The organism is Priestia sp. YIM B13489 (assembly GCF_042787645.1).
GTDB lineage: Bacteria > Bacillota > Bacilli > Bacillales > Bacillaceae_H > Priestia > Priestia megaterium.
In genome coordinates, this window is record NZ_JBHZOQ010000005.1 from 1 (window position 1) to 21,869 (window position 21,869).

General features: G+C 33.3%; 20 protein-coding genes, 1 pseudogene and 1 riboswitch. Of the genes and pseudogenes, 8 read left to right on the forward strand and 13 right to left on the reverse strand.

Annotation, left to right across the window (positions count from 1 at the left end):
- Positions 1-1,114 (reverse strand): IS3 family transposase gene (locus ACFX4W_RS00230; RefSeq protein WP_377558861.1). Its coding sequence is split into 2 segments (ribosomal slippage), with 1,115 coding nucleotides annotated over them: positions 1-862 and positions 862-1,114; the frame shifts between segments, so codons are not numbered across the junction. This gene is flagged as partial in the annotation.
- 108 nt (positions 1,115-1,222) lie between these two features.
- Between ACFX4W_RS00230 and ACFX4W_RS00235 the strand changes: the two genes are divergently transcribed.
- On the forward strand, positions 1,223-1,897 hold the full coding sequence (locus tag ACFX4W_RS00235) for a sigma-70 family RNA polymerase sigma factor (protein ID WP_377558862.1): 675 nt from the start codon (positions 1,223-1,225) through the stop codon (positions 1,895-1,897).
- Between the two features lie 198 nt (positions 1,898-2,095).
- On the opposite strand, the gene ACFX4W_RS00240 is transcribed toward ACFX4W_RS00235, so the two are convergent.
- The 3 genes from ACFX4W_RS00240 to ACFX4W_RS00250 form a co-directional block, all read right to left on the reverse strand.
- Positions 2,096-2,296: a hypothetical protein gene (locus tag ACFX4W_RS00240; RefSeq protein ID WP_377558863.1), complete on the reverse strand. Its 201-nt coding sequence runs from the start codon at positions 2,294-2,296 to the stop codon at positions 2,096-2,098.
- 472 nt (positions 2,297-2,768) lie between these two features.
- On the reverse strand, positions 2,769-3,353 hold the full coding sequence (clpP, locus tag ACFX4W_RS00245; RefSeq protein WP_057238046.1) for an ATP-dependent Clp endopeptidase proteolytic subunit ClpP: 585 nt from the start codon (positions 3,351-3,353) through the stop codon (positions 2,769-2,771).
- A 347-nt stretch (positions 3,354-3,700) separates the two neighbouring features.
- Positions 3,701-3,785, forward strand: a riboswitch (cyclic di-GMP riboswitch).
- A gap of 109 nt (positions 3,786-3,894) precedes the next feature.
- On the reverse strand, positions 3,895-4,086 hold the full coding sequence (locus tag ACFX4W_RS00250) for an anti-repressor SinI family protein (protein ID WP_377256890.1): 192 nt from the start codon (positions 4,084-4,086) through the stop codon (positions 3,895-3,897).
- A gap of 482 nt (positions 4,087-4,568) precedes the next feature.
- Here ACFX4W_RS00250 and ACFX4W_RS00255 point away from each other — a divergent pair, with 482 nt between their 5' ends.
- Positions 4,569-4,715 (forward strand): hypothetical protein, encoded by a 147-nt coding sequence (locus ACFX4W_RS00255; RefSeq protein ID WP_162837702.1) that lies wholly within the window; start codon positions 4,569-4,571, stop codon positions 4,713-4,715.
- 95 nt (positions 4,716-4,810) lie between these two features.
- Here the strand turns inward: ACFX4W_RS00255 and ACFX4W_RS00260 are convergent, their stop codons facing one another.
- Positions 4,811-5,083 (reverse strand): HU family DNA-binding protein, encoded by a 273-nt coding sequence (locus tag ACFX4W_RS00260; RefSeq protein ID WP_377256887.1) that lies wholly within the window; start codon positions 5,081-5,083, stop codon positions 4,811-4,813.
- 1,210 nt (positions 5,084-6,293) lie between these two features.
- On the opposite strand from ACFX4W_RS00260, the gene ACFX4W_RS00265 reads away from it, so the two are divergent.
- Positions 6,294-6,491, forward strand: coding sequence for an IDEAL domain-containing protein (locus tag ACFX4W_RS00265; protein ID WP_377256884.1), 198 nt, complete (start codon positions 6,294-6,296; stop codon positions 6,489-6,491).
- Between the two features lie 154 nt (positions 6,492-6,645).
- On the opposite strand, the gene ACFX4W_RS00270 is transcribed toward ACFX4W_RS00265, so the two are convergent.
- The gene (locus ACFX4W_RS00270; RefSeq protein ID WP_377256881.1) at positions 6,646-7,650 is read right to left on the reverse strand and encodes a zinc-dependent alcohol dehydrogenase; all 1,005 of its coding nucleotides are present in this window, start codon (positions 7,648-7,650) and stop codon (positions 6,646-6,648) included.
- Between the two features lie 282 nt (positions 7,651-7,932).
- Positions 7,933-8,700, reverse strand: coding sequence for a glucose 1-dehydrogenase (locus ACFX4W_RS00275; protein WP_377558864.1), 768 nt, complete (start codon positions 8,698-8,700; stop codon positions 7,933-7,935).
- A gap of 349 nt (positions 8,701-9,049) precedes the next feature.
- Between ACFX4W_RS00275 and ACFX4W_RS00280 the strand changes: the two genes are divergently transcribed.
- The gene (locus tag ACFX4W_RS00280; protein WP_377558865.1) at positions 9,050-10,795 is read left to right on the forward strand and encodes a sigma-54 interaction domain-containing protein; all 1,746 of its coding nucleotides are present in this window, start codon (positions 9,050-9,052) and stop codon (positions 10,793-10,795) included.
- 324 nt (positions 10,796-11,119) lie between these two features.
- Here the strand turns inward: ACFX4W_RS00280 and ACFX4W_RS00285 are convergent, their stop codons facing one another.
- The 5 genes and pseudogenes from ACFX4W_RS00285 to ACFX4W_RS00305 all read right to left on the reverse strand — a co-directional run bounded on the left by ACFX4W_RS00285 (position 11,120) and on the right by ACFX4W_RS00305 (position 16,409).
- Positions 11,120-12,442 carry an MFS transporter gene (locus tag ACFX4W_RS00285; protein ID WP_377256872.1) on the reverse strand — a complete coding sequence of 441 codons (1,323 nt, stop codon included), beginning with the start codon at positions 12,440-12,442 and terminating at the stop codon, positions 11,120-11,122.
- Positions 12,443-12,619: 177 nt separating this feature from the next.
- Positions 12,620-13,114 (reverse strand): 2,4'-dihydroxyacetophenone dioxygenase family protein, encoded by a 495-nt coding sequence (locus ACFX4W_RS00290; RefSeq protein WP_162215350.1) that lies wholly within the window; start codon positions 13,112-13,114, stop codon positions 12,620-12,622.
- 283 nt (positions 13,115-13,397) lie between these two features.
- A pseudogene (locus ACFX4W_RS00295) lies at positions 13,398-13,956 on the reverse strand (DDE-type integrase/transposase/recombinase).
- 42 nt (positions 13,957-13,998) lie between these two features.
- Positions 13,999-14,976 (reverse strand): porphobilinogen synthase, encoded by a 978-nt coding sequence (hemB, locus tag ACFX4W_RS00300; protein WP_377256869.1) that lies wholly within the window; start codon positions 14,974-14,976, stop codon positions 13,999-14,001.
- Positions 14,977-15,287: 311 nt separating this feature from the next.
- Positions 15,288-16,409: an MFS transporter gene (locus tag ACFX4W_RS00305; protein WP_377558867.1), complete on the reverse strand. Its 1,122-nt coding sequence runs from the start codon at positions 16,407-16,409 to the stop codon at positions 15,288-15,290.
- 244 nt (positions 16,410-16,653) lie between these two features.
- Between ACFX4W_RS00305 and ACFX4W_RS00310 the strand changes: the two genes are divergently transcribed.
- The gene (locus tag ACFX4W_RS00310) at positions 16,654-17,553 is read left to right on the forward strand and encodes a LysR substrate-binding domain-containing protein (RefSeq protein WP_377256866.1); all 900 of its coding nucleotides are present in this window, start codon (positions 16,654-16,656) and stop codon (positions 17,551-17,553) included.
- A gap of 183 nt (positions 17,554-17,736) precedes the next feature.
- Here the strand turns inward: ACFX4W_RS00310 and ACFX4W_RS00315 are convergent, their stop codons facing one another.
- Positions 17,737-18,162: a GNAT family N-acetyltransferase gene (locus ACFX4W_RS00315; RefSeq protein WP_377256863.1), complete on the reverse strand. Its 426-nt coding sequence runs from the start codon at positions 18,160-18,162 to the stop codon at positions 17,737-17,739.
- 1,058 nt (positions 18,163-19,220) lie between these two features.
- Between ACFX4W_RS00315 and ACFX4W_RS00320 the strand changes: the two genes are divergently transcribed.
- The 3 genes from ACFX4W_RS00320 (at position 19,221) to namA (ending at position 21,665) form a co-directional block, all read left to right on the forward strand.
- Positions 19,221-20,126: an alpha/beta hydrolase gene (locus ACFX4W_RS00320; protein ID WP_097825325.1), complete on the forward strand. Its 906-nt coding sequence runs from the start codon at positions 19,221-19,223 to the stop codon at positions 20,124-20,126.
- Positions 20,127-20,282: 156 nt separating this feature from the next.
- A complete protein-coding gene (locus ACFX4W_RS00325; protein ID WP_097825324.1) occupies positions 20,283-20,597 on the forward strand; it encodes an ArsR/SmtB family transcription factor in 315 nt (104 codons plus the stop codon).
- Positions 20,598-20,639: 42 nt separating this feature from the next.
- Positions 20,640-21,665 (forward strand): NADPH dehydrogenase NamA, encoded by a 1,026-nt coding sequence (gene namA, locus ACFX4W_RS00330; protein ID WP_377558866.1) that lies wholly within the window; start codon positions 20,640-20,642, stop codon positions 21,663-21,665.
- Positions 21,666-21,869 lie beyond the last annotated feature (204 nt).

The following is a 21,869-nucleotide window of genomic DNA, read 5'->3' on the forward strand; positions in this document are numbered from 1 at the left end:
AGATAATGCAGAGAAGAATGCATTCTTTTGGTATTGTAATAGAGCTCTATATATTTAAATACTTCTTTTCGAGCTTGTTCTGGTGTTGTAAATTTGGCACCATGAATGAGCTCTCTTTTTATGGTCTTATAAAAAGATTCCATTAATGCATTATCGTAGGGGTTTCCTTTTCTGCTGACACTTGAAACAGCACCATACTTTTTCAGTACGGCTTGAAAATTACTACCCGTATATTGGGATCCTTGGTCTGTATGGATAATTAATCCTGTTGGAGGATGTTCTTTGTTATATCCTTGTAAAAAAGCGTCTATCACAAGAGAATCTTTCATCCGTGTACTCATAGACCAGCCACTCACTTTTCTCGAGTACATATCCACAAATACCGCAAGGTATAAAGTACCCTTTTGAGTAGGGATATAGGTAATGTCACCGACCCATATTTTATTTCGTCCGTCTGTGTGAAAAACTTGATTAAGGAGGTTGGGTCTTTCTATAGAAGGTGATTTTTTATTATAACGTTTATAGCGATACCTGCTTCCTTTCGCATATAGGTTCATTTGACGCATCAGTTTTCCTACTCTTTTTCTGTTTACCTTGATTCCCTTCTTCTCAAGAACCTTTGTAACTCTTAAAGATCCGTATCGACCCTTATGTTCCTTAAATATCTCCTGTATTTCCGCACGTAACACTTCATTCTCTAAAGCTCTTTTAGAAGGTTTTCTCTGTAAATATTCATAGTAACCTGATCGTGAGATGTTTAACGTTTTACAAGCCTTCTTGATGTTATAGTTGTGTTTATTTTCTTTTAAGAATTGAAACCTTACACATTCTTTTTCTTCAAGAAGACCCGGAACTTTTTTAGTAGATCAAGCTCTTTTCTAAGTTCTTCATTCTCACGTTTAAGCTTTTTCATTTCATACTGGGAATTATAAAGTGCGCTCCCACGGCCTGGAAACGCACTTTCCCCATATTCTTCGTATTCACTTACCCAACGATATAGCGTATTAGGATGAATAGATAATTCTTTCGCAATCTCTTTTACAAATAGGTTCTCTTCCAGTACCAACTGAACTGCAGCCATTTTAAATTGACGATCATAAACTTTTCTACCCATAAACCGAATCACCTTTTTCTCTTAATTTAGTGTCCAGTTTATCGTACCATCTCCAGTAAAAAATGGACAACGGAGCAAGATACTTTCCTAAGAGAAAACATTAACATCATGAATAACCGTGAAATAGGAAATCATTTAGGTAAGAGCCCTGCTTCTGTTGCTACTCGTATTAAAATATTAAAACTATCCCGAAGAGAAACACTGCGTAGATGGACGGAGCAGGAAGATGAATACCTATTAAAGTATTATGGATCTAAATCTCTTGAACGCATATCCAGACGACTGCAGCGAAGTATACCAGCATTAGAGTCCAGATTAAGTCGCTTAGGCGTATATGGAGTAAGGGCTTATACAGGAAAAATTACGGTATATGAACTGGCCAAGTGCCTACAAGTTGATGTTCATACCATTTATAACTGGATTCAGAATAATAGGTTGCCCTATAAAATGACGAGGGCAAGAACACGGAATTTCATAGGAATCGATGTATTGGCCTTTTGGAAATGGGCTGAACAGAATAAAGAATTTCTTAACTTTTCTAAGATACCTAGAAATACTCTTATTCCTGAGCCCGATTGGGTAAATAAACAACGGAAATATGATTATTATAATCGTCCAAAATATGAAAATAAAAAGTGGACAGAAGAAGAAGATGCTCGTCTATGGTATATGTTCTACGAGGAAGATCGTACTCAACAAGAAATTGGTCAACTTATAGGACGATCAAGGCATGGGATTCAACGAAGGCTAAATCGATTGCGGAAAAAGAAATTGACCACTTAAAGGGCTTATCCTTTACGTATTTCAAATTATATATTCATTCAATATTAAAATAATCTTAAGTACAAGAAAGCATTCTTCCACATGACAAAAATCGTCTTTACAGCAAAAATATGTTATTGTTTAACTCCAGTTATAGTTTCCCTTAAAAAGCTCCCTCACTCCGAGATGCCATTTGGAGTGAGGGAGCTTTTTTCTTATTTAACTACTGAAGAAACTTCCACTCTTTCTTTTTCTTTTATAGTGATGATGTCCATAACTCCCATAATCACGATGACTTTTTCTATGATCATCGCTGCTACTGTACCTTTTAAAAGGTTTTGATCTTCCTCTTTTGCAATCACTGCTACTATAACGCTTCTGCTTATTATTCATTAGTGAATCAAACAGTTTCTTGAACATGATTTACTCACTCCTCATAATCATTTTAAATCTATGAAAAACAAAAAACGCTTTTATCTTTCTAGTAGATAAAAGCGTTCGATGTATAGACGGAGACTTCACCTAACTAAAAACGTAGGCACAGGTCTTGCTAACAATTAAAATTGCCAACAAAGCCGGAAACAAAATGTTTCGTAATGACGACTATTGTTGTACAGCTACTCCCCTTTGGAATATTAAGTTTGTTCAATGATATCGTAGGTCAATTCTATAAGTCGATTGATAACCAATCAATGACTATCTTTCAAAATCTCGTTCCTGCTGTTTATTTCGATTATGAATCCCATCTACACCGATGGTGAATAACGGAAAATGGGCGTCTGAGATAAAAGTTGTATTCTTTAAAAAAAGACACACAGATACCTAATAGAACCTGGCGTTATATCTAAGTGGTGTTTTTTTGTACATAGCACCATTGAATCTCTCTTTGCTCTTAAATTTGGTTTGTTAGAATTCGGTCAATTAAACCATATTCTTTTGCAGAATCAGCATTTAGAAAATAATCACGATCTGTATCTCTTTCAATTTCTTTTATTGTTCTTCCTGTATGGTAAGCCAGTAACTTGTTTAGTCGATTCCTCATACTTAGGATTCTTTTAGCACTGATATCAATGTCAGATGCTTGCCCCTTAGCCCCGCCTAATGGCTGATGAATCATAATTTCACTATTGGGAAGGCAAAATCGTTTTCCTTTTTTACCACCGGCAAGTAAAAAAGCCCCCATTGATGCAGCTATTCCAATGCATAATGTACTTACATCTGGACGGACTTGTTGCATGGTATCATAAATTCCCAAGCCATCTGTGATAGACCCTCCTGGCGAGTTAATGTAAATAATGATGTCCTTTTTGTCATCCTCTGCTTGCAGGAACAATAATTGTGCAATGATACTACATGCAGTTTCGCGATTAATTTCTCCACTTATCCAAATAATACGATCTTGTAATAATCGTGAATAAATATCATAAGCTCGTTCACCTGTTCTTGTTTGCTCAATTACATATGGGACAAAGTTCATTTGGTTTCCTCCATCTTCTAGAATTCGGTTGTTTTTATGTGGAATTTGGTTTACGATGATAGCCATTTCATAACCAACCATAATTAATATATGCCTATCTTTTAATTTTAAGGATTTTTAAACTTAGTTCTTCCTAATAAAACAATCCAAAAAGATACACCTTTTTAGACGTATTAAAAATACTAGGCCTTATTGTACGCTTGGTTTACTTCTCTTCCCAGCTGATAACTCTTAGTATTATTTTTGGAGTTAGGAATAGTTATTTAATTCAGAAAATAATTATAAGAATACTTATTTCGACATACTTCATCATACATTATGTAGTAATATTTATATAAATTTACACATTCAGATAAAGGCAAACTAGTTGAAAAGCTAGGACGCAAAGCTACAGGTCTAAAGTCAATTGACTATGACAGCTGAGCCTCCTGAAAATCTGGAGGAATTTATGTTTATGGACAGTAAAAAAGAAGTAATAACGCCCCATTTAGACCAAGAGGCTAAGGAAGTAGGGTTATCGGTTAAAGAAGTAAAAGCATTTTTAGATAATACACAAACCTAGTGATAACAAAAACATTAGATAGGCACGCAATCTAATGTTTTTTGTTATCGTGTTATCTTGAGATTTTGCTTCTAGAAACTGTTTAAATTCTTCTTTACTCACATTTGAATTCATTGCATCTTTAACTAGCTTCATCCACTCTTCTGGCAGAACTGCTATAGACTTTTTCATAATAGTACCTCCTTACATAAATACTTTTTATCATTTACCGTTTTTTTTAAGCTTAAAACCCTAATTTTATAGTGACCATCCACTATATTACAACTAAATAGTTAATCCTCTTTACTTTAATCGACTATACATAGCTGTTCATGTAGTGAAAAATAAAATTCTTTCTATTATTCTTCCGGATTCACCGCATTATTTATATTGTGATATTCTCTCCATCGACGATAAAAAATAGCTTCACTTATATTTGTGATTTTACAGATTTCCTTTACAGGCTTATTAGTAGTTTCATGAAGATCCATGGCGTTCCTTACCCCAACGTGTTTTAACGTGAATTTTTGCTTCTTTCCTTTATATATACCTTTTAGTAGTAAGATGAACTACTTATCACTTATAGATTTAGCATAAGGAGTGGATTTTTCGACATAATTATAATAATAAGGAGAAATTGCACCTATTAAGTAACCTAAAGGTGGTGAGTACTTATGAAAAACAGGGATAAAAGACGAAAAAAGAAACGTGATTTTTTAAAGGATTACTTAAAAAACAAGTTAGGTAATTGGAAACCTGGACTTGGCAAAGAGCCTACCTCAAATTCTAAGACGACACAAGAAAATAGAAACCTTGATTAGGTAATATTTGTGTGTAGGTATTTAGAAGTTTTTCACCCTGTAAAATAGCCCCCTTTAGAAGTCTATCTCTAGAGAGGGCTGATTATAAGGCATATTTATTTAACGGCTTCTTTTAATTCTTTTCCTGGTTTAAAAGCAGGAGTCTTTGAAGCCGCAATTGTCATTTCCTCGCCTGTTTGAGGGTTACGACCTGTACGGGCTGCACGTTCACGTACTTCAAATGTTCCAAATCCAATCAACTGAATTTTTTCTTCTTTCGCAAGTGTGTTAGAAATCGTCTCAAACAACGCTTCCACAGCTTTCTTAGCATCTTGCTTCGATAGTTCTGCTTGTGTTGCAACTGCATCTACTAGTTCAGTTTTATTCATATTCAAACACCTCATTCTCTTATTTTAGATCATATGTAGAAATGCTAACATATCATAGCTTCTACACACTTGTCACTTAATAAGGTAAGGTAAAAGGAAGATGAATTTTTAATTTAGCTCAAACTAATATCATATTTCCCAACCGCCTAAATTCTAAGTAGCCTTTGCTCCCGTTGAGCAAAGGCTACTTTTTTGACGAGTTTCTTCTATAAAATAGGCCATTTTGAAAAGACTTTTGTGTAAGTAGAATTAGTCGCTCTAAAAGGATGGATCTTTTTAGAGCGACTAATTTTTTATGACTCTTTAGAGAGGCAATCATGAGTATGAACTCTATTAGCAGCAACTACAAACCTTGATTTTCCTTCTTAGCATTCATGAGCGATTTCGATATCGCCACAATAAGGACAAGTGAGGTATTCTCTGGATTGCAAATGATTAAAACTAATTATTTCCTCAGGTTTAAAAACGTCCATTCTTATTCCATAATGAGTACAAGCAACTTTTTTTATGCTTATCATAGGATTTCTTCCTCCTCTTTCTTATTGTGTATTGGTTCATTTTTAGTATATAAGATGGATATGGATAATTTAACCTTTTTTAGTTAACTTGTCTTAAATATTTAGAAAATCAAATTGTAAAGGAATTATTGAGTGAAAGAGTTAAAGATAGTTTCTACTTGTGTATCTTAAGATACACCCATTTATCCAAACAAACATCAAAATAAAAGTAATAAACGTTAGAAAATTTTAAAATAACTTATTAAATGAATCTTTAATACCTTTTAACTTCAGAATATAGATAATATTTATTGTTATATTATCCATTAAAGTAAATGGTAAAATACTTTATAAAAATTAGTTTTATTATTTACTCATCTTGTAGAAAAAGTATATATTTGTCGTCACTAAGTGTAAATGGTAAAACTTTTATTTTTATAAGTTAGTTTATACATTTACTTCAATGAGTAAAATTAAATATTTTTTTACTATTTATAGTTATTGTTTTAAATACATCTAATTTCAAATAAATAGTTTCTCACATTCTTATTGGAGTTTATATCTATGATAAAGGTTATGCATGAAAGGGTATTATGTATATGTGTATTTGAAGATATTCTATGTTCCATTATATCTATCAATCTAGTACTAAAAAGATGAAAAAAGGGAATACTTTCACATATACATATAAAAAAGAGGAGGAGTAAACGTTTATGGAAAATCATGTGTCGGGTGATATTCAACAACCAGAAGTAGAGATGTCGGATTCAACTAAAGCACAATTGATACTAAATAAATCTCTTCGTGATTTTAAAAAGAAACAAATTCTTGAGAAAATTGATCAGACATTACAAAATCGAGATAAAGAAGCTTTTTTACGTTTAACAGAGAAACTTAAATCTGTATCTTGATAAAAGCAATATATAATAGAAGAAACTCGTAAAAAAAGGGGCTTTGCTTAATAAGAGCAAAACTCCTTTTTAAATTGAAAGTGCTTTTTAAGTCTTAATTCGAGTAGGGACCTTTCACTTCTTTAAGTATTTGTACTAGAACTGAGAATTCAAATTATTTTTGTAAAGAAAGTACTGCCTTAAGAACATCTTGGTTTAAACTATCTTTAAAAGCTTGATTTGCTTGTGAAGCTGGGTAGAGAGCGATAATACGATTTAGTGGCTCTTCATATTTTTTTAATATTTTAAAAGCATCAAGGTAGTCCTCAGGTCCACATCCATAACTTGTAATAAGAGGCCATTCATTTCTAACAAATTGTGTTAAAAACAAGTTGATTTCTTGCTCATATAATGCTACAAATATTGATCTTCCGCCTTTTTTTAAGCTTTTGAAACCAGTTTTAACGGCAGCATTTGATCCTGAACATTCAAATAAAACATCAACTTTTTCAGTTAAACTTTCTTTGTCAGCAATAAGGGGGATCATACCGAATTCAGAGCATTTTGATAATCGATTTTCATAATCCTTTTCGAGCCCGGATAATATTACTTTCGCACCTTTTTGCACACATACTAGTCCAACGAAAAAACCAATAATACCGGGTCCTTGCACATGCACAATATGTTTATTATTAATCTCTCCAGCTCTATTAACAGCGTGAACAGCAATTGAAAGAGGTTCACTTAAAGCTGCAGTACTAACGGACAAATCTTCAGGAATTTCTCTTACATATATCGATTTTGTTTTGACAAATTGGGCCATTCCTCCGTCATAATGTAGCCCTATGACTTTATTGTGTTCGCATATTGAATGGCGACCATTTTTGCAGTTTTCACATTCCCCACAATAATTCATGGATTCAACAATTACTTTTTTTCCTATTAAATGACTGGTTGACTTATCATAACTTTCAACAACTTCACCTGATATCTCATGGCCAAGAATAATAGGTTTTTCAACAAACTCATATCCTTTAGAGTGGCTATAGGCATGTAGGTCGCTTCCACACACACCACAATAGTCGACCTTAATTAGAACTTCATTTTTATCTAAAAGAGGCTTTTCTTGATTTTGTACCTTAAGCTCTCTTACTTTTTCTGTTTTAACAACTGTTAACATTTAATTATCACATCCTAAAGATACTTTTTTCCTATTAGAAGAATTTCATATTTTCACAAAAACTTTGAATTATGTTGCTTATCTAGCTGATTAAAAATTTGAGTTGTGCTGACCTTATATATCAAAACACCTAAGAAAACGCATTCATTTATATCTTCTTTTTAACTATCTTATAAATAACAAATGAAAGTAATATCAATTTGGAGGTATAGTAAAATCTTTTCCGATTTCGGTCATTCCTAAGATTTCAATGTAATTTAGAAATAAGATTGATTAACCATTTTAAGATGCTACCCATCCGCCATCAACATAAATGGTTTGCCCAGTTATATAATTAGAAGCATCTGAAGCTAAGTAAACAGCAGTTCCTGCAAGGTCTGATTCAACACCAAGTCTACCTTGAGGTATTCGACTCAGGATAACCTTGCTACGCTCTGGATCTTTGAAGAGAGGCGCAGTTAACTCTGTGTGAAAATATCCAGGAGCAATGGCATTAACCTGTATATGAGAAGCCCACTCAATCGCCATTGCTTTAGTAATTTGATCAACGCCACCTTTAGAGGCAACATATGGTCCCATATTAGGCAAGCCAATCTGGCTGCTTAATGAACATATATTAATGATCTTCCCACTTTTTTGATTCATCATGATTCGGGCTACTGCCTGTGATACAAAGTATGTCCCTCGAAGATTAATATTGATGACTTTTTCCCAGTCTTCAAGAGTCGTTTCCAAGATGGGGCCACGAATGTTAATACCTGCTGCATTTACGAGGATATCTATTTTTCCAAACTTATTTTTGAGGGTTTTCGTAAGAGTTAGAACTTCTTCATAATTAGACACATCAAGATTCATGACTGAAGATCTTAAACCTTTATTTTCAAACTCTTGTTGGATAATAGATAACTTTTCTATATTTTCAATTCCAGAAATCACAACTTCAGCGCCTGCTTCTGCTAAGGCTAAAGCTATACCTTTTCCCAAGCTTCCGGTCCCCCCAGTTATGAAAGCCGTCTTTCCAGATAAATCAAACAGATTTTTTGCTGTCATTCTTCGCACACTTCCTTTATTTTTAAAAGTGAATTTCTTTGATTAACAATTTCAATTTGTCCTATTTCTAACAAGCAATTGATAGATCACAATAATTTAACCCGTTTCCTCTTCTCCCTCACTGCGTATTTATCATCACTTTAATAACATGCAATTTCCATACCAACTTATATTTTTGGACTATACGAACGGGAACTAAAAATTCTATATGACATAATAAAAAATATCTATGTTACCTTTCTAATTTGTAAGTTTATTCAAGATGAAGGCTCTAAATTAGAAATGAAAAATCAATGGTATAATAAAAATTATATTTAACACTGTTTTTATGTTAATAAGGGGTGGGAAAATGAATCAATTATTAGACAACAAACTCGAAAAAAAATTAATAAAGATGACTAAGCTAGATACATTTATAGATATAATGGAACACGCGACTATGTTATTTCATGAAAATGGATCTTTGTTGCATTATAATGACCCAGCGAAAAAACTCTTTAATTTTAAAAAGGGCTTTTCTTTTCATGATTCTTCACTATTTTTTTTAAGTCAACAATTAGTAGATAATAATATAGATCAAATGGATAGTGAGTTTTCTATAAATGAAATCAATTATTATCGATCTGTACGGAAAATTAGCTTTAATGACGTTATATTTCTATTAGAAACTTTAGAGCCTTTGTATGTCTATCAAAGTAGAATGGAGAAATCTCAAACTGAAATTAATGAAATGGATATGATAATCGACTCTGTCCATGATGGCATATATATCACAGATGAAAAGGGGTTTACTCTTCGAATCAATAATAAATATTCCCAAATGACTGGAATACACAAGGAAGAGGTCATTGGACGTCATGTATCCGAATTAGTCTATAGAGGATATTTTGACAATTCCATTACATTAAAAGTACTTGAAAATAAAAAGACAGTTTCTATGTTACAAAAAATTAAAGATGGAGATCAACTATGGTTAGTAACTGGAAATCCAATTTTTAATCAAGATGGGGATTTAGTAAAAATGTTCAACACAGTCTATGATATGACTGAACTGAATCGATTAAGGGAATCTTTAAAAGCTCAAGAAATTATGAACAATAACCAAAAGGTAGAATTACAAGTTCTTCGTTCTCAAATCGTTGAGGTGCCAGGATTAATTGGCAATAGTCATACCATTCGTACCGTTAAAACAAAGATCAATAAAATTGCAGGCGTTGATTCTACAGTTCTACTTTTAGGCGAAACTGGATGCGGAAAAAATGTAGTAGCTAAAGCGATCCATCAATTAAGCAGTCGGTCATCCAAGCCTTTTATAGAAGTTAACTGTGGCGCTCTTCCGGAACAGTTGATTGAATCCGAATTATTTGGCTATGCAAATGGAGCATTTACAGGTGCTGTACGAGGCGGGAAAGCAGGGTTACTAGAGATTGCTCATGAAGGAACAATATTTCTTGATGAAATTGGGGAATTACCGTTACATTTACAGGTTAAGCTTTTAACTTTTTTACAAGATAAAAAAGTTAGACGAGTCGGGGGAAATAATTCAAATGAAGTAGATGTTAGAGTTATTGCAGCAACACACCAGAATCTCAAACAACTAATTACCGAAAAAAAGTTTAGAGAGGATCTTTACTATCGTTTATCAGTAGTGCCCATTAAACTTCCATCTCTACGAGATTATAAAGAGGATATTTATGTATTAACGAATTATTTTCTTAATAAGTATAATGATCAATATAAAAGTTCAGTTCATTTATCGAAGGGAGTTTACTTAGCGTTAGAGAATTATGAATGGCCAGGGAATGTAAGAGAATTGCAGTATTTAATAGAGCAGTTAGTGGTTCTTTGTGATGGTAATATGATTGACGTACATGATTTGCCTGACTATGTACATGATTCGAAAAACTCAACTATATCTAAAAATATCAAAAAACTCAAAAAACTTGATGCCATCGTTAAAGATATTGAATTTCAAGTTATTAAAGCAACGTGGGAAGACCTTGGAGATGTTAGTCTTGTAGCTGATCGATTGGGTATGCATCGAACAACCTTAGTTCGCAAAGCAAAAAAAATAGGGCTCAATCTTATTAAGTAAATAAATACTTTTACTAACCCATTAGTAGCTTTAATGATGTATAGTGTGTGCGAAAATGCAAATTTGTGCATGATTGCAAAGATTAAATACCTTAGCAATTTAAGTCAACGAAATATAAACATCATTATATATCCATTAGTTAATAAGGTAGTAAAGAGTGTTTCTATATTGTTATTTTCGATGATAATCTACAAATAATCAGTCAATCAAAAAAATTTCGGGTGTAATAATTCCAATTGTAAAAGAGGTTCTAGTGTGAATTCGCACCAGAACCTCTTAAGTTTCGATTATAAAATTATATCTCTCTAAAAAAATATTTTTTATTTACATTGTCTGTTTTATATCATGATTATCATCTTTCGCTTGTCCTGCTCCTTTAAATTGTGAAACAGAAACAATAGCAATAATACAACAGAGAATGATGTACAGGCTGATCGGTGTTGTGCTTCCGAATTCATGGAAGAGAAAAAGGGAAATCATAGGAGCAATCCCTCCTCCAATAATAGAAGCCAATTGATAAGCTAATGATGATCCACTATAACGAAGGTGAAGTGGAAAATTCTCTGCAATCATGGCAGCTTGTGGACCATATACCATGCCAGGACCTATACCTGAAATCGCAATAGCTAGAATGATTAAGGAAGATACCCCAGTATTCAAAAGATAAAAGTAAGGAAATGCAAATAAGAGCGTGATTGAACTTCCAATAAAGTACATTTTTTTGCGGCCGAATTTATCTGATAAATAAGCAGAAAGAGGGACAACAAAAAGATATGCAACTGAAACAAGTAAAACGGTATTCGTAAGAAATTGTTTATCTAAATTAATTTGTTCCGTCCCATAAGAAATAACGAAAGTTGTAAAGAGATAGAAAGGTACTTGTTCTGATAAACGAGAAAAGGCAGCGAGCATAATAGTTTTTGGATGTTCTTTAATAACTTCCAGAACAGGTCGTTTAGCTACAAGATTTTCTTCTTTCATTTTTGAGAATTGTGGGGATTCTTTAATACCTAGACGGATAAAGAGACCAACACCTACAAGTAAAATACTTATTAGAAAAGGAATTCTCCATCCCCATGACTCAAAGCTATCACCAGTAAAAAATATACAAATTGAAACAACACATGTTGATACTAAAAGTCCAATCGGAACACCTAATTGAGTCATACTTCCCATTAATCCACGGTGTTTTTTAGAACTCCACTCTATAGAAAGGACAACTGATCCTCCCCATTCACCCCCAACACCAATTCCTTGAATGAATCTTAATAATACGAGGAAAACAGACGCCCAAATGCCAATATTTTCGTAAGTAGGCAACAGGCCTATTAGTGTACTACTAATACCCATCAACAGAAGTGTGATAACTAGGGTTGCTTTTCGTCCAATTCGGTCTCCGTAATTACCAAATATCATAGCTCCAATAGGCCTGGCAAGGAACCCAATAAAAAGAGTTGTAAATGCCTGCAATACGCCGATATAAGAATCAGATTCTGGAAAAAATAGCTTTGGAAAAACTAACGCTGCCATAGTTCCATATAGAAAAAAGTCATACCATTCAATAGAGGTTCCTACAATACTTGCAATCGCTGCTTTTTTTACTTGTTTTTTACGAAGAGCTTCATCCTTTTTCTCTTGAAAATCCATTTTATACCCCCAAAAAAATTAATTAAGAAAGCGTTTCCAAACAATAATGCAGATATGTTAGCCTATTTTTATTATTAAAATTATGTTGTACAGGATGTTTGATTTCTAGCTCATTCAAATAAAATGAATGAGCTAGAAATTATTTAAACAACAATATTATTTCAGAAGAGATCATAATTAAAAAGTTAAATCTTTCACAGGAATATTATGTTCTTCACAGTAGTCGAAGTATTTTTTCATTCTATAGAAAATATCATCCTGTAATGTGACATTTCCATCTTTATCGAAATATTCAATGACCCCTCCTAAATTGAAAAGGGTAATCATATCTTCTCCTTCATCCACTACTAAGGTATGGATATCACCTGGCGGTTCATAAACAAAAGTACCTGGCTTGGCTATCCAGTCTCTTTCTAAATATCTCCAGGTTCCTTGAAGTGTATAGGCCAACACAGTCCCCCCCGTATGTCGGTGTCGCGCGTTGCCTTTACCTGCTTTAAATTTTGAAATATGAATCCAGTTACCTGTTGTTAAATCAAATCGGACCGGCTTAAACCAGACACCATCTGCTTCCGTAAAAGTTGGTACCCAAGGAATCTCATTAACATCAATGGCTTGATCCGGTAAATTATATTTCTCCGTAAACGCATTTAAATCTAATGTTGTTGACACATTTATTCCTCCTAATTAATCACATTTTGACAATATGTTTTGTCATTTATTAAGAATGCAATATTCGTGCCAACATATAATTTTATTGAAATTAAGTTATTTAAAAAGACAAACAGCAATTTTTAAAACTTTTTCATGTAAAAACCGTGCACATTCGCACGTTATGTGCAAATATGCACGGTTTGTGTCTGGTATAAAGACTGATTATTCACTAAAAACATAAAGAGGGAGTTTCTCTAAAGTTGTTAGCTTATGAAGCCAATCCAAATGGCTTATGGATGAATTATTTTTGATTTTGAATAGACATCACCCTTTGACGAATTTGTTTCTTTTTAAGTATATGTATGGCTTCTGTACCACACAGTATGTAAATAGCTGTACGAAGTAACTTCAATCCCAGCATAGAACGAATTAAACAGTGATCTTGCTCTACCTTATAATTGAGCTCTACTTAACTTGCCTAAATTTCTCCATGGTAGGGAAGAGGTCTTATCTGCTGTTATGACACATGAAACTGAAACATCAAAAAGCTACAAAGCTTCTTTGAAGAAGCGCTTTGCAGCTTTTTTGTCTCTTATTCTACTAAGATAAAAATCAAGGTGTTTTCTTCGTAATCGGCTATACGATATAGGTATATCTATTGCCCTTTACCTTAATATATATTTCATCGATTTTTCAAGAGCCATTTGTTACTTTAAGGTAATGCCTTACTCTTTTCAGCTAATTCTAAACGTATAATTTTTATATTTGGAATGGATATTCCCTGTGTCTCCATTATTTCAGCCAAAATACCCAAAACTCAAATTAACCCGTAGGCAACATTCTAACGTCGGCAAAATAATGTCAGCAGGTTATGTTTAATAGATTTCTTATACCAGAATCGTTTATTCCGACAACCATCGAGCAACATCTTTAGCATGATAAGTAATGATTAAATCACTACCTGCTCGTTTCATAGAGATTAGTACTTCTAACACTGTTTGTTTTTCATCAATCCAACCATTTATTGCTGCAGCTTTAACCATAGCGTATTCACCACCCACATTATATGTCACTATTGGTAGCTTAAATCTGTTTTTTACATCACGAATAATGTCTAAATAAGATAAAGCAGGCTTTACGATGATAAAATCTGCTCCTTCTGATACATCAGATTCAGCTTCACGCAATGCTTCTAAACGGTTTGCCGGATCCATTTGATAGGTTTTTCGGTCGCCGAACTCTGGACTTGATTCCGCAGCTTCACGGAAAGGTTGATAAAAAGCAGATGAATATTTTACTGCATAAGACATAATCGGTATATTTTCAAATCCAGCACTGTCTAAGCCCAATCGAATAGCTTTAACAAATCCATCCATCATATTAGAAGGTGCAATAATATCTGCTCCTGCCTGAGCTTGACTAATCGCGGTTTTAGCTAATAAATCTAAGGAAGGGTCATTTAAGACTTTTTCTCCTTGAACAACGCCACAATGTCCATGACTTGTAAATTCGCACATACAAGTATCAGCAATAACAATCAACTCAGGAAATTTTTCTTTAATTTGGCGAATAGCGTTTTGGACAATCCCATGATCATGATAAGCTCCAGAACCAATCTCATCTTTTTCTAATGGGATACCAAAAACAATGACAGCTTTAATACCTAATTCTACAATTTCACTCATTTCATCATTCAATAGATCTAAAGGAATTTGTTCTATACCAGGCATAGATTTAATCGGTTTTCTCTCTTCTCCGCCTTCAACTACGAAAAAAGGATAGATTAAATCTTCTCTGTATAAATGAGTCTCTCGAACAATCGTGCGCATGTTTTCTGAGGAACGTAGGTGACGGTGACGTCTAAAACTTAAAGTATTCATTTTTATTCCTTCTTTCTTTATAGATTAATTCAAGATTCTTTCACTCAATAATTTTTTATTACAGCATTAACTATAGAGTCTTCTTTTTCTTTAAACATTTGCCGTTATTGCTGTTTGTTGTAATTATAATTTTATGATTCTAGATAATGAAGAGTAGCTGTTACTTTCCCATGGTCTTGGACTATCTTCGCATGAAGGTTTTCACCAGTTAAAAATCTTAATTTGCGCGCTTTTTAAACTTAGATGAAGTTACATAATTTAATTTCCCAGTTCTAAATGGCAATTGTCTCCTTTAGCTAGTTGAATTTTAATTATACCTTTTGCGCCTTAATGTCCTTAAGGTGTCTCATCATATACATTAAGACAAGGGCGACAATTAACAGGGAGGAAAGGCTGTACATCCCTCTGTAACCTGTTAAACTGGCAACACCACCAAGAATTGGAGAACCAAGGGCCATTCCTAAATCCATAGAACTAAGGGACATGGCATTGACCGTCCCTTTTTTATCAGCAAATACCTTGCTTACAGCCCATGCTTGAAATGAGGGTTGCATGACACTGTAAGCAATACCGTAAAGTACGGCTGCAATGAAAAATGTCGTAAAGCCATGTGCAAATGCAATTAAGATCAAACCAATGATACTGCAGATACTTGCCGGATAAATTAAGTACTTATGCCCCATTTGATCATAAATTTTTCCTGAAAAGGGTCTAACTAATACGATGACAACGGCAATAATTAAAAAGAAGAGAGAAACTTTGCTACCTAAATGCTCTTCTTCCCCTAGACTATTAATAAAATTCACAATACCGGAATAAGTGCAATAAAAAAGCATGACTAAAAAGCATGGAAGCATAGCTCGTTTATCAAAAACAAAATCCATTAATGCTTCTTTTTGGGTCGGCGGTTCAGCAAATGACTGCGATTGTTTGATTTTGATAAAAAATGAAAAAACAAATGAGATTACTATTAGAAACATGGTTACAAAAAGAAGAAATTTAAAAGAGAATGAATGTAAAATTGATAGGGCAATCATCGGACCGAGAGTTGCTCCTAGACTTGTCGCCATTCCAAAGTAGCCAATCCCTTCACCCATTCGTTCTTCGGGAATCAAATTTGTTGCAAGTGTAGCTAATAGAGTTGTTGTAACTCCGAAGCCTATACCTTCTAAAATTCGTAGTGATATTAATAAAGGAATAACTTGTTGACCGTAACTAATCATGATACAAACAAGTACAAAAAGGAGCATAACGCATAGCCCCTTTTTGATATTTATTTTATGCATTAAAATTCCTGTTACTGGACGAGTTATAATCGCGGCCAACATAAAAGCTGTCGTCATAACGCCTCCTAAGGTTGGGTTGTGACTAAGTTTTGTAACAAAAATTGAAAATCCCCCTGTAAGCATCTGTAGACACAGGTAAAATGACATAGTTATTAAAATAATAAGGAAAAACTGCCACGTCCATAATTTCGATATTGGTGAATTCAACCTAAGAACCCTCTTTCTGCGTGATTAAAACTTATTAATTCTTTATTGATGACTCTAAATAATGTAACTGTATATGAAGAATTCTTCGTTTCTACTTTACAAGACGCGAATAAACATGTCTAATATATATATTATAAGTAATTAATACATTAAAAGTATTAAAAACAATAAGAGAGGGATTACAGTGGAATTACGTCATTTGAAATATTTCAAAACAGTAGCTGAAGAACTACATTTTGGCAAAGCTGCAGCCCGTTTAAACATGGCACAGCCGCCATTAAGCCTTCAGATCCGTAAGTTAGAAGAAGAATTGGGAGTCTCACTTTTCTATCGGACGAAAAGACATGTGGAGTTAACCAAAGAAGGGCAAGTGTTTTTAGAAAAAGTTTATCTGCTTTTCAAAAGTTTAGATGAATCAATCGAAACAGTTAGAATGGTAAGTCGAGGAGAGCTTGGAGAAATCATTATTGGTTTTTTAGCTTCATCAGCTTATGATGTTCTTCCAACCATCATAAAACAGTACAGAAAACAATATCCTTCTATTCATGTAGTTTTAAAACAACTTACGTCTGCAGAACAATTAAAAGCCTTACAAGAGGGAACTATTCAAATTGGGATAATTAGTGAACCCATTGAAGATGAAACACTTAATTTTGAAATAATTAGACGAGAATCTATGGTTGTAGCCTTACCAAAAGAACACCCTTTAGCTTTCAAAACATCCTTAATTGATCTTATTGAGTTAGCCAATGATCCATTTATTTTAATTGGAAGAAAATCAAACCAACATCATTATGATGGGGTGATTAACAGCTGTTATGAAGCAGGGTTTAGTCCAAACATTGTACAAGAAACAGCAGAAATGTCTACGGTTATATCTTTAGTTTCTGCAGGAATTGGTGTAGCTATCGTTCCTGCTTCCATCCAATTATTATTACAAAATGAAGTTATATATCGGGACATTAGGAATAACAAATTTAATACTGTAACGGCCCTTGTATGGGAAAGTAAAAATCAATCGTCAATAGTCAAAGCTTTTGTTGAATTAGTAAAAGAATCTGTCATTCCGATTTTTATTAAGTAGGATTGTTTTTGATATTATTTGAGTTCAAGCACAGTTTCTAATGAATTTATACTTGCACTTAAACTAGTCATTAGTTTAAGTACAAGTATATAAAATGAAAATGGTATATCCTACGTATGCCTAGTTACCATAATCGCCATTCCCGGCACTAAAAAAGACCTGAAACTTCAAGGTCTCTTATTGTTAGTTACTAATTTTCTTGAAAAATACGATTTCTATGTCCTCATCATCTAAATTATCAATACATCCACTTCTAACATAATTCAGTGAATTAAAGACTTTTTGCATTTTTTCATTTGATTTATTCGTTGATGAAAAAATTTTATTTGTGGGACAAACATTTTCTACATATTTCATAAGTGTTTTTGCAATACCTTGTCGTTGTAGTGTCGGGCGTACAATCACTAATTCTATGAACAAATGACCAAAGAAATGTTTATGATACACTAGAAAACCGGCAATCTGATCTTCTATTTGTCCTAAAAAACATCTATTCTGTTTAATGAACTCCCTTAGGTCTGCTTCTCTTTCTCTGTTACCGATAACTTCAGAATCAATACATACCAGTTTCTCTAAATCATTAAGTGTTGCCATTCTTACCTGCACCATTTTATCTTCTCCACTCTTATTAGTATGCTTAACTCTTATTATAGGTACCTCACTTCCACACTGCCAAGATAGCTTTTTATTTTGTTAACGATAATAATTACTTTAACATCTTATAATAGAATTAAATATTTCGTCCGTAAAAGTATACCTATTTAGAAACACGAAAGTCGGAGTAAAAGAAATAACTGTTAAATAATAATTGATATTCTGTGATTTAGAAGTATATACGTTGTAGAAAAATAGCGTATTTGTCGTCACTAAGTGTAAGTGATAAAACAATTATTTTTAGAAGATAGTTTATTCATTTACTGTTCTATATAAAAAAAGTATTATTTTTATTTTTGATTGAATTTTCCTTATTAAAAACACATCAACATTAAATAATTGTGAATTTTATGTTTATTTATCGCGAATACAAAAAATTCTCCAAAGGAAAGTAGAAGAGAGAGTGGTATATGATAAGAAGTAAAAACTTTATATCTATATAAGGAGTGATAAGTAACATAATTTCAAATAAATAATAGACAAAACTAAGTATAATTGTATATATAAACTAACTTTGTATTATGATACAGATATAAACTGTAATATATTGGTTATCGTTTTTTAGTTGACGATATATTTTAAGTGTGTTAAATTTTCCTTACACCTTTCAAGCGCAATATAAAACCTATTTTGCATTACAATATCGGGAAAAAGAGATTAACTAACTTTCATTTACAATAATGTTAATTATATTCACGTGGATACAATTGAAATATCCAAAATATATTTTTTTACACCAGTTAATCGGTTTTTGGCGATTAACCAATGTGTTTTATTTAAAGCTTGAAAGGATAGAGGTACCTTTTTAATTTTAGTGATATAGAATGGAATTAAAAAATATATAGGAATAAACCATATAAAAATTTTTAAATGTTAATATCGGTAAAAACCGATTAATACTCTGTATTGTGCTTGAAAGGTTCTATATTTGAGTAGTTAATGTTTGTAATAAATAGGTGTAGTTTTAACTGAATAAATGAAGTTAATCTTCATAATTTTAAGGAGTGTTATATATGAGTAACTATAAAGATATTCAAAAAGCAAATAATTTCTTCAAAGATAATATACCTGACTTCACTATTCCGGTTGAAGAATTACGTGTGCAAGCTGAGAAAATGTATGGGAAATTACCAGTTGCTGATGATGTAGCAACAGAAAAAGTAGATATTAACGGAATGGAAGGCGAGTGGCAAATCGTTCCTGAATCTAAGGATGATCGTGTACTTCTTTACCTACACGGTGGAGGTTTCTTATTTGGAAGTATTGCATCTCATCGCGGAGAAACGAGTGAATTAGGAAGAGCAGCGAAAGCACGTACACTTGCAATTAACTACCGATTAGCTCCTGAGCATTCATTTCCTGCACCAATTGAAGATGCACTAAAAGCTTATACATGGTTATTAGATCAAGGTTATGATGCTAAAAATATTATTATTGCTGGTGAATCAGCAGGAGGAAGCATGACTGCTGGATTATTAATGAGCATTCGTGATACAAAGTTACCTCTTCCAGCTGGTGGTGTAATGATTTCACCTTGGATTGATTTGGCTCAAACTGGTGAAACTTATATAACAAAAGAAGGAATTGACCCAATGAATTCAACTGCAGGTGTTAAATATCTAGCAGAAACGTATTTAAATGGTACTTCACCAGAGGCTCCTTTAGCATCACCAATTTATGGTGATTTAAGAGGGTTACCACCAATCTATGTAATGGTGGGAGAAGTTGAAGTAATGTTAAGTGAGGCTTTAACATTTGTTAACAATGCTGCATTAGCAGGAATCGACATTAGATTTAGGTCCTTCCCTGGTATGGTTCATAACTGGCCAGCATTTCATTCTTTCCTAGAAGAAGGCAAGGAAGCTATTCTAAGTGCTGGAGATTTCATGAACGAAATCTTTTCAAAACAAACTAAATAAAAAAAGAGGAAAAAATGCCTGGATATATCTCCGGGCTTTTTCTACAGGAAGGTTAAATGTTAAATATGATAAACTATAAATACTATGTTTAAACGGTGACAAAAATATATTATATATTCGTTTATTCGATTTTATTTTTAGAAAGGTAGATAGCATATGGATACTTTAACTTTACCTGTGTTAAAAGCATTGTCTAATGAAACCCGATATAACATTTTAGAATGGCTAAAAGATCCGGATGAAAACTTTGAACCTCAAATTAATTTACCGAAAAACTCCGACTTTAAAGGGGTCTGTGTAAGTTCTATTAAAAAGAAAACTGGGATGTCCCAATCAGTCATTTCCGATCATTTAGTTCAGCTGCAAAAGGTAGGCTTAGTGGAATCGAAACATATTAGCCAATGGACTTATTATCGAAGAAATGAGGAAAATATTAAACGGTTCAAAGAAAAGATTCAAGTCGATCTATAGAAAAGAGCCATTCCTCAATCATTTCGCAGGAGTGTGCATAAAATGTCCAATTTATTTAGTCCATATAAAATTAAAAACTTAGAATTAAAAAATAGAATTGTCATGTCTCCCATGAGTATGTATGCTTGTAAAGACGGTTCTGGTCTTGTACAAGATTGGCACCGTATCCATTATCCTGCAAGAGCTGTTGGCGGAGTGGGACTTATCATAATTGAATCAACAGCAGTTACTAAACAAGGAAGAATGGGACCAACCGACCTCGGTATTTGGGAAGATGGGCAAGTAGAAGGTTTAAGGGACCTAGTCAATTTAATTAAAGGTCAAGGTGCGGCGGTAGGAATGCAATTAAATCATGCAGGCCGTAAAGCTAAAATCGATGATCCTATTGCGGCTCCATCTGCTATAGCCTTCTCAAAAGGTGGAAAAGTTCCTGAAGAGCTTACTAAGATACAAATTAATCAAGTAGTAGAGGCATTTGGTCAAAGTGCAAGACGTTGTACAGAAGCTGGATTTGATGTGGTAGAAATCCATGCTGCGCATGGTTACTTACTTCATGAGTTTCTTTCACCAGTTACTAACTATCGAACTGATGAGTATGGAGGCTCTCCAGAAGACAGATTTCGTATTCTGAAGGAAGTCATTGAAAAAGTACAGTCTGAGTGGATGGGGCCTTTATTTGTAAGGATTTCTGCAACTGATCAAGCAGAGAGAGGCAACACAATTGAAGATAGCATTGTATATGCTAAATGGTTAAAAGAGCTTGGAGTAGATTTAATTGATGTAAGTAATGGATTACTTACGCCTGCAAAAGCAAAAACATTTCCTGGCTATCAAGTTTTATATGCAGAGTCTATTCGCAAGGAAGCAGAGATTGCTACAGGGGCAGTAGGAAAAGTCATTCAGCCAGAACAAGCTGAAGAAATTATTTCAAATGGACGTGCCGATTTAGTTTTTATAGGACGTGAATTATTAGTGAATCCTCACTGGACATATTATGCAGCCAATCGTTTGAATTATGATTTAGAATTGCCGCAACAGTATTCATGGTCATGGATTAAAACGCTTTAAATATAAACAGCTGTTGGCAGAATTTCGAGATTTATTAAAGAAAATGCCCTTAATTTTTATTAATAACTATATAAAGTTAACCTATGTTGAAGTCTGTCCAGTGTAGATAGTTCAAAAAGGTATACATTTATGTACGTTATCGGAAATCATGTGTTAGAAGAACGTGTTGAAGGGGTACATATAAAAGATAGGGATAGCATCAGG